The sequence below is a fragment of the Enterobacter sp. T1-1 genome, assembly GCF_000710795.1.
GTDB classification, from domain to species: Bacteria; Pseudomonadota; Gammaproteobacteria; order Enterobacterales; family Enterobacteriaceae; genus Enterobacter; species Enterobacter cloacae.
On record NZ_JALW01000007.1, the window covers coordinates 26,723 to 41,414 of the forward strand.

14 protein-coding genes, 1 other RNA gene and 2 pseudogenes are annotated in these 14,692 nt (G+C 48.4%); 8 read left to right on the forward strand and 9 right to left on the reverse strand.

What is annotated here, in order from left to right; genetic code table 11:
• Positions 1-22 precede the first annotated feature (22 nt).
• The 4 genes and pseudogenes from ssrA (at position 23) to AK59_RS0103930 (ending at position 3,455) form a co-directional block, all read left to right on the forward strand.
• Positions 23-386: a transfer-messenger RNA gene (gene ssrA, locus AK59_RS1000000124205) on the forward strand.
• Positions 387-552: 166 nt separating this feature from the next.
• Positions 553-1,710 (forward strand): annotated as a pseudogene (locus AK59_RS1000000124210) (integrase domain-containing protein).
• Positions 1,711-1,820: 110 nt separating this feature from the next.
• Entirely contained in the window at positions 1,821-2,414 is a 594-nt protein-coding gene (locus AK59_RS0103925; protein WP_032618395.1) for a hypothetical protein, read from the forward strand.
• Positions 2,415-2,423: 9 nt separating this feature from the next.
• Entirely contained in the window at positions 2,424-3,455 is a 1,032-nt protein-coding gene (locus AK59_RS0103930; RefSeq protein WP_029882093.1) for a DUF262 domain-containing protein, read from the forward strand.
• A 279-nt stretch (positions 3,456-3,734) separates the two neighbouring features.
• On the opposite strand, the pseudogene AK59_RS1000000124910 reads toward AK59_RS0103930, so the two are convergent.
• A pseudogene (locus AK59_RS1000000124910) lies at positions 3,735-4,061 on the reverse strand (phage polarity suppression protein); the annotation flags it as partial.
• 489 nt (positions 4,062-4,550) lie between these two features.
• Between AK59_RS1000000124910 and AK59_RS0103940 the strand changes: the two are divergent.
• Positions 4,551-5,351: a DUF4225 domain-containing protein gene (locus tag AK59_RS0103940; protein ID WP_029882095.1), complete on the forward strand. Its 801-nt coding sequence runs from the start codon at positions 4,551-4,553 to the stop codon at positions 5,349-5,351.
• On the opposite strand, the gene AK59_RS0103945 is transcribed toward AK59_RS0103940, so the two are convergent.
• Positions 5,332-5,643: a hypothetical protein gene (locus tag AK59_RS0103945; RefSeq protein ID WP_029882096.1), complete on the reverse strand. Its 312-nt coding sequence runs from the start codon at positions 5,641-5,643 to the stop codon at positions 5,332-5,334. The genes AK59_RS0103940 and AK59_RS0103945 overlap by 20 nt on opposite strands.
• A 283-nt stretch (positions 5,644-5,926) precedes the next feature.
• Here AK59_RS0103945 and AK59_RS0103950 point away from each other — a divergent pair, with 283 nt between their 5' ends.
• Entirely contained in the window at positions 5,927-6,496 is a 570-nt protein-coding gene (locus AK59_RS0103950) for a hypothetical protein (RefSeq protein WP_231501485.1), read from the forward strand.
• The gene (locus AK59_RS0103955) at positions 6,493-6,906 is read left to right on the forward strand and encodes a DUF7079 family protein (RefSeq protein WP_231501486.1); all 414 of its coding nucleotides are present in this window, start codon (positions 6,493-6,495) and stop codon (positions 6,904-6,906) included. Before AK59_RS0103950 ends, AK59_RS0103955 begins: the two co-directional genes overlap by 4 nt.
• Before the next feature lie 99 nt (positions 6,907-7,005).
• Here the strand turns inward: AK59_RS0103955 and AK59_RS0103960 are convergent, their stop codons facing one another.
• The 7 genes from AK59_RS0103960 to AK59_RS0103990 form a co-directional block, all read right to left on the reverse strand.
• Positions 7,006-8,016, reverse strand: a complete 1,011-nt coding sequence (locus AK59_RS0103960; RefSeq protein ID WP_013098374.1) for a TauD/TfdA family dioxygenase — start codon at positions 8,014-8,016, stop codon at positions 7,006-7,008.
• Positions 8,017-8,103: 87 nt separating this feature from the next.
• Entirely contained in the window at positions 8,104-8,643 is a 540-nt protein-coding gene (locus AK59_RS0103965; RefSeq protein WP_013098375.1) for a LeuD/DmdB family oxidoreductase small subunit, read from the reverse strand.
• Positions 8,633-9,988 carry a 3-isopropylmalate dehydratase large subunit gene (locus tag AK59_RS0103970; RefSeq protein WP_029882099.1) on the reverse strand — a complete coding sequence of 452 codons (1,356 nt, stop codon included), beginning with the start codon at positions 9,986-9,988 and terminating at the stop codon, positions 8,633-8,635. The genes AK59_RS0103965 and AK59_RS0103970 overlap by 11 nt, the downstream gene beginning before the upstream one ends.
• Positions 9,989-10,096: 108 nt before the next feature.
• Positions 10,097-11,323 carry an MFS transporter gene (locus AK59_RS0103975; protein WP_029882100.1) on the reverse strand — a complete coding sequence of 409 codons (1,227 nt, stop codon included), beginning with the start codon at positions 11,321-11,323 and terminating at the stop codon, positions 10,097-10,099.
• Positions 11,320-11,925 carry an L-threonylcarbamoyladenylate synthase gene (locus tag AK59_RS0103980; RefSeq protein ID WP_029882101.1) on the reverse strand — a complete coding sequence of 202 codons (606 nt, stop codon included), beginning with the start codon at positions 11,923-11,925 and terminating at the stop codon, positions 11,320-11,322. Before AK59_RS0103980 ends, AK59_RS0103975 begins: the two co-directional genes overlap by 4 nt.
• Before the next feature lie 12 nt (positions 11,926-11,937).
• A complete protein-coding gene (locus AK59_RS0103985; protein WP_029882102.1) occupies positions 11,938-13,164 on the reverse strand; it encodes an HlyD family secretion protein in 1,227 nt (408 codons plus the stop codon).
• Between the two features lie 10 nt (positions 13,165-13,174).
• The gene (locus AK59_RS0103990; RefSeq protein ID WP_013098380.1) at positions 13,175-13,651 is read right to left on the reverse strand and encodes a YbhB/YbcL family Raf kinase inhibitor-like protein; all 477 of its coding nucleotides are present in this window, start codon (positions 13,649-13,651) and stop codon (positions 13,175-13,177) included.
• A 235-nt stretch (positions 13,652-13,886) separates the two neighbouring features.
• On the opposite strand from AK59_RS0103990, the gene AK59_RS0103995 reads away from it, so the two are divergent.
• Positions 13,887-14,666, forward strand: a complete 780-nt coding sequence (locus tag AK59_RS0103995) for an L-threonylcarbamoyladenylate synthase (protein ID WP_023620864.1) — start codon at positions 13,887-13,889, stop codon at positions 14,664-14,666.
• Positions 14,667-14,692: the final 26 nt, after the last annotated feature.

Consider the following 14,692-nt stretch of genomic DNA (forward strand, 5'->3'; position numbering starts at 1 on the left):
GTATACTGAGTTCAACACTATTGGGGCTGATTCTGGATTCGACGGGATTTGCGAAACCCAAGGTGCATGCCGAGGGGCGGTTTGCCTCGTTAAAAGCCGCAAAAAAATAGTCGCAAACGACGAAAACTACGCTTTAGCAGCTTAATAACCTGCTCTGAGCCCTCTCTCCCTAGCTTCCGCTCTTAAGACGGGGATCAAAGAGAGGTCAAACCCAAAAGAGATCGCGTGGAAGCCCTGCCTGGGGTTGAAGCGTTAAAACTAATCAGGCTAGTTCGTTAGTGGCGTGTCTGTCCGCAGCTGGCGTGCGAATGTAAAGACAAACTAAGCATGTAGTACCGAGGATGTAGAAATTTCGGACGCGGGTTCAACTCCCGCCAGCTCCACCAAAATTCTCCATCGGTGATTACCAGAGTCATCCGATGAAGTCCTAAGAGCCCGCACGGCGCAAGCCCTGCGGGCTTTTTTGTGTCTGTCTTGTCCGAGAATATCCGGCTAAATCCGGTGATTATTGGTATACATTTAGCTATACCAATTCATGAAGGAGCGGCCATAGTGCCACGGACTACACACCCGCTGACCAAAACCGAAGTCCTGCGCGCTAAAACGTTAGAGAAGGTTCCAACGCTGCGTGTTGGCAACGGGCTTTTCTGATAGTGAAAACCATTGGCAAGAAACACTGGCGATTTCGATATCTACGTCCGGCAACAAAGCAGCTGAGCATGATGGGGCTAGGTGCCTTCCCCGCCCTTTCGCTGGCTGATCCCCGAGGGTTGAGATCGGATTACCTTGCCTTATTAGCTAATGGCATAACCCCCAAGTTCAGGCTGAAGTTGTTTAAGAACAGCAACAGATAGCTCTAGACAGTATTTTTTCGACTGTTTCGGGATACTGGTTCCAGCTCAAAAGCAAAAGCGTTACTCCTGATTACGCAAAGGACATTTGGCGTTCATTGGAGAAAGACGTATTCCCTGCTATTGGTGAGATCCCCGTTTAGCAAATCAAAGCCCGGGCTCTAGAGCCAATCAAAACTTGTGGGGCGATTGAGACTGTACGTCGACTGGTGCAGGTGCAGCGCATTAACGAGATAATGATTTATGCTGTAATCACTGGCCTGATTGATGCTAATCCAGCATCAAGTGTAGGGATGGCCTTCTAGAAGTCAAAAAAACAAAACATGCCAACGCTGCGGCCAGAAGAATTGACGAAACTAATACGTTCTTTAATCATGTCAAATCTGTCTATTCCGACTCGCAGTCTCATTGAATATCAACTACTGACGCTTGTGCGTCCTTCAGAGGCCTCTGGTGCTCGTTGGGCAGAGATCGATCTCAAAACAAAACTCAGGAGTGTTCCAGCGGAACGGATGAAGGCAAAGCGTGAGCATATAGTGCCTCTATCTCCACAGGCATTAGAGATTCTGGAAGTGATGAAACCAATCTATGCGCATCGTGAACATGTTTTACCGAGCAGAAATGACCCAAAGCAAGCAATGAATAGCCAGACTGCAAATGCTGCTTTAAAGAGAATCGGATATGGTGGTAAATTGGTTGCCCGTAGGCTACGGGCTATTGCACGCACAGCGCACAATGAAGGAGGGTTTAATGCGGATGTAATTGAGTCAGCATTAGCTCATTGTGACAGGAATGAGGTTCGCCGTGCTTATAACCGTTCATATAACTTCAAAAAAGGAGTGAATTGATGCTATGGTGAGGGAGTCATGCTAGAAACTAAAAATATATTAAAACGGCGTCTTAAATATTTAAGACAGTTATTTTAACGAAAGGTATCGAAGGCAAAAAATGCATGTAAGTGAAAGATACATGGCTTTTTTAGATGAAATTCGCGCACTGCCTAGTGACGTTGAATCATTAAAGGATTTCTGTCGAAGAAAAATAATCCATGGCACACCATTCGTATTTAAGGAAAGAGAAGATGATTATTATTACTTCTTAAAGCAAATTGCAACAAAATTCTCAATACCTTTTAACAGCATACATATTTCCGGCTCCGGAAAACTTGGATTCTCATTTATTAAGAAGACGGACTTTAGCCTGAACTCAGATATTGACGTTGCGATAATATCGAATTTTCTTTTTGATAAAGTAATGAATATAGTAGGCGACTTTCAAATATCACTCAGGCAAAGTAACGTTTTTTTGACCGCTCGACAGCAAGAATTTTATTTCGAATTCCTTAAGTATTCAGCTATGGGATGGATAAGACCTGATTTATTACCCATAAAATCTTATCCTAACGAATTTAGAAGCGATTGGTTTGATTTTTTTAATAGCATTTCATATAAGAATTGCATAGCTGGAAACTATAAGGTTACAGCTGGTGTGTTCAAATCTTATGAATGCTTTGAAAAGTATACTCTTACCGGTCTAGATAAACTTACAATCAAACTACTTTGAGTTGACCATATGAAAATTGAGACAAATAGCATCACGCCAAGAGTTTCTGATCTTTATAAACAAATAAGAGATGGTTCTCTAATTTTAAAACCACCTTTTCAAAGGAACTTTGTATGGACAATGCGACATCAAGAAGAGTTCATCGACACCATACTCAAGGGTTTCCCGTTCCCAGAGGTATATGTATGCGATGGTGAGATAGATACAATTAGCTTCAACTCGACTACCCTTGTAATAGACGGGCAACAGCGACTAACTACGATTAAAAGATATATAGAGGGTGACGGTTCCGACGAATTCAAAAAAATCCCTAAATACGCTGACCTTTCAAACGAAGAAAAAGAATCATTCCTTGGTTATAAAGTTGTTGTTCGTAACATTGGTAATGTAGAAGAACATATTATTAGAGAGGTATTCAGGCGAATAAACTTAACGAAGTTTAGCCTTGATGCAATTGAAATTCAGAATGCAATTTATGATGGGGAATTCATTCAAACGGCTAAAGATATTTTAGATTCTGTAGATATTAAAGATTATGGAGTATTAAAGACTTCAGAGTTAGATAGGATGGCTGATCTTCATTATATTTTATTGATAATGGCAACTATTGAAAATGGTGGGTATTTCTCCCAAGATGGTGAACTTGAAAATATTATTAATAAATTCAATGAGCAGTATCCGAAAAAAGAATATATGACTAAAGTGTTAGTAAATGCATTCTCATTAATTGACAAATCAAACTTACCGCCAGATTCGGTTTGGTTTAGAAAATCAAATTTCTTCTCTTTATTGGTTGAACTGTCTGGATTTATAATTCAGCGAAACGAAAAAACTAAGACAACAGATCCAGTCAAAGTTTTACCTGTTGTAGATACTCTCTCGGCATTACTTAATACTTTTTCCTCAAATCTTTATAAATACAAAGACACTCAGTCCCCATATAAAGAGTATTACCCTTGTATGTATCAAGGTACTAACAATCGTAAATCGAGAATAATTCGTTCAGAAACAATTCAAAAAATGATACTTTCTAAGCTTTAAGTATATAACTAAGGGCAGTCTTAATTTGACTGCCCATATTTTGTTTAGTCCAATTTCAAAATCACAATTACAATTCCAGCGCATAATGCTCTCCCCGCCCCGCCTGTCCGCTTAAGGGACCGCTTATAATGCAAGTGCATGATCGGCCTCAGAGTAAGTCAGTGCTGCCGCGGGAGGGGAATTCAGTGTCGGTAAACGCATGCAAAACTCTGCACCTTCTCCATGCATGGCTTTTTTACGGGAAAACAGCAGGACTTTCTGGAATTGTTGAAAGGACAACTGCGCGGCCAGTTCTGCGCGTCGGCGGGGGTAATTCAGGCTCTGTACAGGTGTGAATTTTTCACGATTATCATCCCACGAAGCCGCGTCTAGCCTGAATCCGATGGTCGTTAAAATGCCATTATCCTGCACCGAATAATTAATTTTTTCACCGGCGGCCAGCCAGACCTGTAACGCCTCACGAAGATAGTCGACTGAGTGCTGCATGGCACAGCGCTGAATGGCGGAATGCTGCCCGGAATAATTCATCAGCTCGGGGACAAGGGCGGCGGCGTACTCCGCGCCGTGCGCCTGCATAAAATCATTCAGACGGTTACCTGCACCTATTCATGCGAGTGAAGCAAGCTTTACTCGGTATGCCTTTTCGACCTACGTTAGTTCATCCCTGAGTTGCAGCCGGGTGGAAATGCTTGCCGGACTCCTCATACCTTTGAGTAGCGTCAGTACGATCACTTTAGTCTCTTCGGATGGCTGTCCATACTTGTGCGCCAGCACATTAAACGGCTACCGCCCATTTAGACATAGCAGCACTATTATTGCCCAAAAGATAGTGAGAATCAGCATTGAGTACTATGTCAGAAAGTATCTCTTCCGGCATCAGTTAATAATACATCGTCAGAGACATGCAGTTCTTTATTACTTGTATCACTAATTGAATACAATTCGGCTGGGGCGTTACAGCATATCACAAAGATAGCAAAGAGGTCTTTCCTGGATTATGAAAATTGCTGCTGCATAGCAAGAATATATACAAACGAATATAGATTGTTATATGCTCTTGGCCGGTGCTACCGTAAATCGTACATGAGGGTAATAATGGATATTTCGCTTCTTACAGGACAACGGACTAACGCATGGTCAGCGACCATGATTAATCTTGAAGCTAGAAAACTCATTAACACAGCAAACATGGTAGCGGCTAGCTACCTCAAAGATGGGCTCACCAGAATTCAGTTCATGGAAGACATTAAGTCTTTCATCACTGAGCAATTTTCTCTTGCCCGCAAAGCGAAGTCTGAGGAAGAAGGGATTTCCTACATAAAAAATCTAAGGGCAGAGAACGAAAATCTTCTTGAACAGGATCGTCTACTCAGGACGAAAGCTGCACAGATTTATGCCAAAGTTGAATTCATCAAGGAAAACAACAAAATCGTTGGCTATGTGATCTCCGCTGTGCAGGTTGTTGTTGCAGGTTTACAAGCCGCAGGTGGATTGATCCTTGCTAGTTCAATGACACCCGTCGGGGTCTTGTTGGGTGCCACATTAGTGATTGATGCGGCAAATACCGTATCCAGAGAAGTAAATAATCAATTACTGAACAAACCTGGGTCACAAGGGTTTGTTGCTGACACAGCGATGTCAGTAGCGGAGTTTATGGGATTTCGCAGTGAAACAGGTCTGGCAGCCTATAAAACGGTAAGTCTTGCTGCAAATGCGTACAGCGTATTCGGTTTACTTCGAAAACCAGGCTCCTGGCGCCTGTTTTATTTTATGCGCTCAGATTTTTACAGAAAAATGGACTCAATGAGTCGGCCAAAACTTACCATGAAAATCATCGGATATGGCATAAACGCAAAAATCGTTTTCGACTTACTGACTATTGATAATCCTTCTTAAACCGCCAGGCTTTATAAGTTAACTTGAGGGGGGTCATCCAGCAGAAGATACCAAAGATAAACAGTACAGCTACACCTGATGAGATGATATTTTCTGAGGACGCGAAGCACACTGCCAGGATGAACAGAACGATAAGTATGGCTGTAAGAATGATAATCCCTTTAAATCGATTTGAAAGAGCAGGAAGCAAAATATCCAATGTAGTACTTTGCGTATCCGCATAGCGTTTAAGCCTTTGAAGCTCTTCTTTTGTAAAACCAGATTTAAGTAACACTTCTTCCGATATCGCCACGTCATTCCCCTTCCTTCTACGCGAAGCCAGTATACCGAGATCTCAGAAAAAAAAAACTGGCCAACTGACCTGAAGTTTATGCTGCCCCCTGACAAGCCTAATTCTTGCTAAATCGTTCGGACAATTCATTAAGCTGATGCAAGAGCTGTAATAGCTTAATTGGATACAGTACGGGGCCCTGCCATCGCGAGTGGTCATGCTCCAAAAAAATGAACTACAACACGCGAATGCGGCTCTCTATTGATAAATTCAGTAACATGAACAGTTCTACAGCCAGGCAAATTTGTTTGCCAGTAAACCATCAAAAGCTTATGTTTTCTTCTTAGCAAATCCACAGTCACAGAACGCTTCCAGTCCAGACATGGAAACATACCCGAAATTAATGATGCAGCAGGTTCAATCACTCTCTCTGATATTAACCCGCGAAGCGAACGAGTTAACCCAGGCTCAGTGTGACGTCATGCTCAATGGCGAAAGCACGGGTATTCTCGTTCCCGGGCACATACTGGAAGCTGCGGTTCAGGTTAATGACCAGCGTTATATCCTGTTTCTGACAGACGACGTCATTTTCGAGGAATCGTTGACCATTGCCTTTATCGACGTGCATGACGGGCTTAAAGAAATTGTTCGTTTGGGTAATGAATACTCGACAGGAAGTTTTGCTGACCTCCAGATCACTGACGATAGCGTGAATTTCAGGTTTATTGGGGATTATATCTGGACAGTGGAAGTATCAGATTCACCTCGCTTGCGCCTCCCTTTTATTTCCGACCCGAAAGGTGTTAAACGGGAGTCAGGCCTGAAAAAATACATAGCGATTTCTGCCACTCCCACGCCGGAAAACATAAGTTGAAGCCATTATTTAACAGAATACTCACCTTAACTGACGTAGAACTGATCGCCCGCGTCCCCGTCTGGCACGCCTTATCAGAACTTTTTTCCGGGCGTGAACTCCAGGAGTATGACTATCAATGGATGGCAGAGGTGCTGAAAAAATCCGGATTAAACCGGGAAGAGATCTTCAGAATTGTGGATGAGGAAGTCGCCCCTGCTCTACAGGCTAATCTGCTTTACAACCCAACGCCGGTGATGGACGGTTGGTCAGAGGAAGACATCAAACGGCTTGTGACAGCGTATTTGAACAGAAAGCCGACAATTATCGAACGCATCATTCCGGCCCGGGTACTGTTAAAACAACGGCGCAAACACATCAGCAAGGAACTTAACAGGCTATCCGCTGAGCTTGACAAAGGCTTGTCATAAGTTATGACCAAAGAACGTTAATAGCACAGGTCTTCTCGCAAAAACAAAAAAACCGCACACCTCAGGCATGCGGGCTTTTTTATACCAGCAAGGTCACCCTTACTCGGCGACCACAAACCCCGGCAGATCGGCATCGAAGTAGTTGTGATACATATTCATCACCTCGGGATTACGGAAGCTGTATGTTTTCAGCAGCCAGCGTTTTTCCGCAGAGTAGGGATCTCTCACCTGGATGATTTCCCGGTTGTGTAAAGAGTCCTGATTGGCGAAGGAGAACAGGTCGCCTTTGTTAATAGCAACGCGGCCTTTTGCCGCTTTGGTGATGGCCACCTTAAGGTCAATTAATGCTTTGATCGCCTCTGCTGGCGCATCCGGAGAATACGTTGTGCGTGTGTCGTAGTAACGGAAAGTATGAATATTCTCCAGGATCGGATGCAGCTCAGAATCAATCTGGCTGGCGTTCGAGTCGCGAGAGTATTCATCAAAAGGGGTAATAAAAAGTGGCTTGCGTAACCACTCCTGGGATTCAGCCTTTAAATTATCCAGAATCGCTTTACCGTCCAGGTAGCCGGTAAAAATCAGGTTTTCTTCGCTGCAACGCATGCCTAATAAGCTGAGAAAATCAGCGCGCACCGGGTGAGCGGTGCGATCGTTGTGGTAATAAAGTTCGCCGTCCGTTTTTTGCGTTTGTGTGTTGCTGTATTTTTTGTCGGCATAAACATCATGGAAAAAATCACCGTTGTTGCGCGTACGGTAGGCCAGTAACGGTGAGTCGGTGAGCTGAGCGAACAGCTCCAGCAGGGCCTCTCCTACAAAGGTGAGCTTTTTAGCGTACTTATCGTTAACGGGATTGGACTGATCAAATTCAGGAATGATGGTGTCGAGTGGTACGTTTTTTAATAAATGCGCGTTAATGCCTTGATCCTTGCGCTCTTGCCTGACGCGCTCGCAGGCCTGAACAAAAAAAGTGGGCACCAGACCATTTTCAATGAGTTCGGTGATGGACTGCTTGAAGAGTTTGTAGTCTGTATAAGGGCTGATGGTGACACGGCTGATAAGTTTTGATAGCTCATCTTTTTGAAGATCGTTAAACTCTAGCTGGGTGATCATAGTTTGATTGCCTTATGTACGCTCAAAACAGACGCTGCACCCTGAGAAAGTAAGGCGTCTTGTTTTGAGTCTTATGGTTGTATTGGATTAAATCTTTCCTGTTTGCCTTGCGTAAGCGAACAAGCCACCGGCGGCGACAATGTTCGCAAGTTCCCCTACCGGAGCGGTTTTCAGAATCCCATCAGCAGTACCAATCTGATGAGCGTCTAAATCGATTTCAATGGTATCCCCCGTTTTCAGCGCACGGATATCACAGCCTTCATTCAGCGTGACGGGCATGATTTGCCCCGTGGATACACAGTTACGGAAAAATATGCGGGCGAACGACTGGGCGACGACGGCCTTCACGCCGGATGCCCCCAGAGCCACCACCGCATGCTCGCGCGATGAGCCACAGCCGAAATTTTTCCCGGCCACAATAAAGTCATACCCTGCTCGCTGCGTCTGCGGATTGATAAACGGCAGCGCCCCTTCCGGCAGTCCGCACATGGCGAGCGTTGCCAGCTCTTCACGCCCCTCGGCAGAGGCCGGGTTAATTTTCAAATATTCAGCCGTTAATATCTGGTCGGTATCGATATTGTCGCCTAACACATAAACTGTACCGCGCATTACGTTATTAATAGTCATTAGTTAAGTACCGTTCTGGATTAGTAATAAAACCGGTCACTGCCGCAGCAGCCACTGCATAAGGTGAGGCCAGATAAATCATCGCGCCTTTATTTCCCATCCGCCCCACAAAGTTACGGTTGGTGGTGGAAATCACGCTTATCGGATCCCTGACTCTCCCAAAGGTGTCCGCTGGCCCGCCGCAGCAAGCTGCGCAGCCGGGTTCAGAAGATAATTTAACGCCAGCCCGGGTCAGGATTTCATACACGGATCGGCCCTTCACCTGGGTGGTGATCAGATTATGAAAAACCTCTTTGGTCGCGGGAACGGCGTAGGTTGGGATAGCCACCTTGCGCTGCCACAGTATTTCCGCGGCAGCGATAAAATCATCCGTTTTACCGCCCGTGCAGGAGCCAATATAGGCTTGCGAAATGGCAATATTTTCCAGCTGTGCCACTGCCACCACATTATCCGGGGAGTGTGGCCGCGCAATCACGCTGGTTAATGCCGAGACGTCAATATCAATCGTGCGGACGTAATGCGCGTTTTCATCAGGCGTCACCACGGAATACGGGACGGTGGTTCTGGTCGCCAGGTAATCCAGCGTGGCCTGGTTTGGCACCATAATGCCGTTTTTAGCCCCGCACTCCACAACCATATTGCACATCGTCATTCGCTCTTCGACCGATAATTCATCGATGACGTTGCCGGTAAATTCGATGGCATTATAGGTCGCCCCTTCCACGCCCAGCTCTTTCATTAACACCAGAATTAAATCTTTCGCCTGAACGCTTTTCGCTTTTTTACCGTAGTAATTCACTTTTATGGTGGCGGGAACCATCAACGGGATCTCCCCCGTACCCAGGGCATACGCCCCGTCGGTGATCCCCACGCCAATGGCGAAGGTGCCAAAGGCCCCGGCGGTCACGGTGTGAGAATCGGTCCCTAACAACACCTCTCCCGGCCGGGTGTGTCCCCCTTCCGCCAGGCCAATATGACACACGCCTTTATAGTCCGGGGTGCCCACATCATAAAAATGGGTAATATTTTGCGCTTTTGCGAATTCCCGCATTACCCGAATATTTTGATTCGCCTGCGGGTCGGCGGAATAAACAAAGTGGTCAGGGATCATAATAAAGCGATCCGGGTTCCAGACTTTTGCCTCTTCACCAAATTCTTTTTTAAATACGCTGGCGACGCCAGGCGTGCAGGGATCGTGGGACATTAATACATCAACATTCACGAAAAGCACTTCACCCGGTGAAACATGCGATCTCTTGCTGGCTCTGGCGATTATTTTTTCGGTTAACGTCATCCCCGGCTTTATATTTACCGACGCATAATCATCAGTTTCGTGAATATTCATTTTTCTCTCCTCTTTATCTGATGGGGAAATTACACCGTACAGAGGAGGGGCTTTCAACGGGAATCCGTTATTCGTCAGATTAGTTTCATTTTGCGTATGAATTGTTCCTCAGGTGGAACTGTGCTCCCCGCTGCGCAAATTCTTTAAGTAAAGCAGTGCAGATATGCATGCCACCAGAATATAGATCAGGCAGAAGATCAGCATCAGCGTGGAAAAGTCCCGGCTCACCAGCAGCCACGCCCCAACGGCCAGTAAAAAAGCATTGGCCAGCCCGAAATCACGCTCCATGCGCCCGAACACGCGCATACGTTCATCCGGGGTATTGGCAGAGAGATCGAGGTTAGCAAGCGTGACGGGCCGGATCGTCCCGGAGCCAAACCCCAGCAGCACCAGCGCCAGCAGCCCGGAGACAAAATAGTCCATGCCTCTCGCTGCAAGCCATTCATTGCTGGCAAAAAGCCCCAGCGCCGCCGTCATAAAAAGGCTTGTCGTCGCCAGTAACGCCGTTACCCCAAACCGTGCGATAAACGGCCCGGCTATTTTGATCGCTCCCCAGGACGAGAGCGTAAAGCAGCTCAGCACGGCACCGAAAAGCAGCGGGTCGACATTCACCATAATAAAGTAGAACGGGATAAAGCCGATGAACGGCGCCAGCGTAAAAGCGCGTGAAATGGAATAGAACAGCATCCAGAAGAGCTGGTCCCCTCTGGGCGAAAAAGAGACCCGCTCAACAGGCCGGGCAGGTTCGGGCTCTGCCTCCTGCACGCGAATCAACGCCACGCATCCGGAGGAGATAACGCTCACCACAATGGCGGCGATAAACGGCCACTGGGGGTTATAGTCAAACAGAATACTCCCCAGCGATCCGGCGATCAGGGTGGCAATAAACATCCCGCTTTGCGACGTGGTCTGGATCTGCATAAACCGGTGCTGATCGCCTGCGGTGAGCTGGCGCAGCAGGGCCGCATCCGTGGTCAGCGCAATGGTAAATCCCGCGCCGCCAAGCAGCTGCGACACCACCAGCAGAGGGAGGCTGACCTCACTTTGCCGGGTGCTCCAGAGCATCAGCGCCATTCCCAGCGCCTTCATCAGTTCGCCTGCAATCACCGTCTGTCTGGGTGACAAGAAGCGCAGCAGCCAGCCGGGTATGCCGCTGCTGAAGGTGCTGGTCAATCCATACAGCGCCAGCAGGAAAATAATCCGGTACATCCCCATGTCTATTGTCCAGAAATAGAGCAGCAAGACGGGAAGATGGAAATAGCAACGGGAAATAATACGGTAGGCCAGGAACAGGCCATGGTTGCCAGACCCGGGATGTAACCGGCGCGTCGTCATGACGCCAGCATCGCCATAATATCCATATCTCCCGCACGAAGGATTTTAATCTCCTTCTCCAGTAACGAGACGATGGTGCTGGAGACCGTTGTCACCGGACGCTGGGCTGCGGGCAGAATATAGCCCACACGGTCGCCAAACGTCTGGCGGGCGGCATCAATGTCGATCAGGCCGTCAGACTCCACGCCGGAAAGATTGGCAGAACTCATCCCCAGCGGGCGGCCAAACAGCGCAATCACCTCTCGCAACACGCTCTGATGATTGCACACCAGAGAGATGGATTCCGGCTTCAGATACGGGTTCTGCGGCACATTGTCCGATGCCGGAACCACCACATTCAGCGCGCCGGGCATGGCACCAATCAGTTTGTCGAGCGCAGCGCGGTGCTGGACCTTATCGACGGCGATGTAATCCCATGCCTGCGCCGGTTCCGCGACGAAAAGCGTCAGCGGTTTCTGTCGTTCGCGTTTTTTGAGATCGTAAATTTTCTGGCAGGCGTCTATGTTCCACGGGTCTGCCGCCAGGGCGTAATTCGTGTCCGTGGGGACCAGAACCACCTCGCCGCGCTTCAGGGCGGCGACCGTATTGTGTATATGCTGCATCTCTTTTCCTGTTTAAATGTTGACGGTTACGCTACGTCCCGCGAGGCAGAAACTGGCGGGATCCGGCACGTCTTTCCAGTCGATATCGATATGTGCAGTCAGCACTTTTACGGGCAACTGCCGGCGCGCGATTTCAGGCGGGGGCTGTACGTCCCTCTCCCCGACCGCTACGCGTCCACTCCCAGCGCGGAGGGTTCTTATCGTTCCTTTCCAGTGCGTGGCGGATGCGGTGGTCAGACGCACCGTTACCGCCATCCCCGGGCGCAGACTGCCGGCGTCAGCCTCATCAAAAAACGCCTCTACCCAGCGGGTGCGGCAATCCAGAATGCGCACAATCGGGGTGCCGTTCTGAACGCTCGCACCACTCTCCTCCGTCACGTCCCAGATCACGCCGTCCGTGCTGCTGTTGAGCGCCGCCTGCTGACGGGAGTGAAGGAGCGCAACGACTTCCTGAATGCTTTGCGTCGTCGCCTGCTTGCGGGCAATCAGCTGTAGCTTCTCCTGCTGCATATTCTCGATTGTGAGCGACATATCGCGCTGATTCTGCTGTGGCGCATCCAGCGTTCTTGGCCCTGTCAGCTGAAGACCGGATTTGGCGGCATTCACGTCCAGTAAACGCTGACGCAGCTCGGCCGCTTTCGCCTCCTGGCTGGCCTGCAACACCCGGGTGTTGTTCTTACGCTCTTCATACTCCATGCGGCTGATGAAACGCTGCTGGTAGAGATTTTCATAGCGCTGAAGCTGCTGTCGGGAGAAGGCAGTTTGCGCCGTAATTGCGCTCAGCTCCTCCTTCAGTTGTACAAACGTGGCAGCCGATTGTTTCTCACCTAACTGCTGCTGCATCCTGCTCTCGGCGAGGTACTGCTGCCGCTGCTGCTGATAAACCTGCAGTCGTTGATCGATCCCCGAAATTTGCTTGTCGAGTTCAGCAAGCTGGATCTCCAGCGCGCTGCGCTGGGCCACCAGGCCGGGGATCTGGTCGTTCGCCTGCGTGGTGACCACATTTCCCAGCGATTGCCGGGCCCGGACCGCCTGTCCCGGCGCGATGTTCTTCGCCAGCACCAGCTGTCCCGGCAGCGGGGAGAGCACCGTGGATATTCGGCCATTGATAAAGGCCTCCTTGCTGGAGACCCCCATTCCCGCAAAAAACAGCAGAACAATGGCCACCAGCACGCCACCCGCCACGCCCCATTTGAGCAGGCTATACCGGGCGAAAACCGCTCTGATTCGGTTAATCACACACGCCTCATTAACGCTTATACAGCGTGACGACGCTGGCTTTCTCAAGGGTATGCATGTTGATGAGGAAACGTATCACCGCGTTTGGCAGATCCGGCGTCACGCCCAGGTCATCGCAGCTCAGGGCGTGCAGGGTGAAGATATAGCGGTGCGGAATATCCCCTTCTGGCGGGCAGCAACCGCCGTAGCCAGGCGCACCAAAATCGGAGCTGGCGTGTTTGATGTCAGGTGTGTTCGCCGGATTTCCCGCTCCTGCCGCAAGCCCGGTCAGGCTGGCAGGAATGTTATACGCCACCCAGTGCCAGAAACCGCTGCCCGTTGGCGCATCAGGATCGTACGCGGTTACGGCAAAACTTTTGGTTCCCTGCGGGACATTTTCCCAGGACAAGGCGGGCGAGACATTATCGCCATTCCCCCCAAAATTATGATATTCGTTCGCTTTGGAGAGAAAAGCGTAGTCACTTAAACCTGCAATAGATACTTTCATAGCGTTAACCTCTGTTTGAAAATCGGTATTTACCGGTGGGTTGTTCTATTGGTAACCGATTGAAAGCAAAACCGGTAACAGAATTAACCAACCCGGCATATTGCCCAGGAATAACGCGATATTGTTCCAACACTGAAACAATGCGGTGAAAATTTCTCTGCTGATTGCGAAGCCTCTTATTACGCGACATCCTTTGCCTAAATTTATGACACCAGTGCGGTGCAGGGAGAATTGAATGATGAATAAGAAAGTCGCGTGGAATGGTCAGGTTCAGCCGGAAGCGATTAACGTATTATCGGCTGAAGGCGGAATGATTGTTTGCCCTACGAAAGTGGGTTATATCATTATGACCTCAGATAAAGAGGGGCTGGAGAGAAAATTCGAAGCCAAACAGCGAAACCGTAATAAACCCGGCGTGGTATTGTGCGGCAGTATGGAACAGCTGAAATCGCTGGCGGAGATGAACCCGGAAATCGAGGCATTTTATCAGGCCCACTGGGATGCAGACGTATTACTGGGCTGTATTTTACCGTGGCGAGAAGATGCCATCGCCAGATTACCCGATAACGGCCTCAAAGAGCTGATGATGGACGGCAGAAAAACCAGCTGCTTCGTGATTAAATTTGGCAAACCCGGCGAAATGATTGCTAAAGAGCTGTGGGAAAATCATCAGAAATTCTCTTTTGCCAGCTCGGCGAATCCGTCAGGAAAAGGCAACCGCGGCATGGTGGAATTCATTGGGGAACGCATCGAATCGCGTGCAGACTTAATTATTTGTGCCAACGAGTACGTTAAGTCTATTCAGCCTGATGAAACCCAGGAGAGTCGCTATGAACAAGGCGTGATGGTGTCCATGGTGGACAGCGAAGGGAAACTGGTCCCTGAACAGGGTAGTGCCAGAAAAGTGACCCCTTGCCCGGTATTAATTCGCAAAGGTCTCGACGTGAATAAAATTATTAATTTCATGTCCGCCCAGTTTAATACCTGGGACTATCGCCACGGCGATTACTATTAATTTTTGGGTTTAACCGCGTCACAGGG

What these genes read in the sequence shown, in the direction of transcription:
- AK59_RS0103925 (WP_032618395.1), top strand. Translation starts at nt 1,821, where the DNA reads ATGGCTTTTTTAGATGAAATTCGCGCACTGCCTAGTGACGTTGAATCA.
- AK59_RS0103930 (WP_029882093.1), top strand. Translation starts at nt 2,424, where the DNA reads ATGAAAATTGAGACAAATAGCATCACGCCAAGAGTTTCTGATCTTTAT.
- AK59_RS0103940 (WP_029882095.1), top strand. Translation starts at nt 4,551, where the DNA reads ATGGATATTTCGCTTCTTACAGGACAACGGACTAACGCATGGTCAGCG.
- AK59_RS0103960 (WP_013098374.1), bottom strand. Translation starts at nt 8,016, where the DNA reads ATGATCACCCAGCTAGAGTTTAACGATCTTCAAAAAGATGAGCTATCA.
- AK59_RS0103965 (WP_013098375.1), bottom strand. Translation starts at nt 8,643, where the DNA reads ATGACTATTAATAACGTAATGCGCGGTACAGTTTATGTGTTAGGCGAC.
- AK59_RS0103970 (WP_029882099.1), bottom strand. Translation starts at nt 9,988, where the DNA reads ATGAATATTCACGAAACTGATGATTATGCGTCGGTAAATATAAAGCCG.
- AK59_RS0103975 (WP_029882100.1), bottom strand. Translation starts at nt 11,323, where the DNA reads ATGACGACGCGCCGGTTACATCCCGGGTCTGGCAACCATGGCCTGTTC.
- AK59_RS0103980 (WP_029882101.1), bottom strand. Translation starts at nt 11,925, where the DNA reads ATGCAGCATATACACAATACGGTCGCCGCCCTGAAGCGCGGCGAGGTG.
- AK59_RS0103990 (WP_013098380.1), bottom strand. Translation starts at nt 13,651, where the DNA reads ATGAAAGTATCTATTGCAGGTTTAAGTGACTACGCTTTTCTCTCCAAA.
- AK59_RS0103995 (WP_023620864.1), top strand. Translation starts at nt 13,887, where the DNA reads ATGATGAATAAGAAAGTCGCGTGGAATGGTCAGGTTCAGCCGGAAGCG.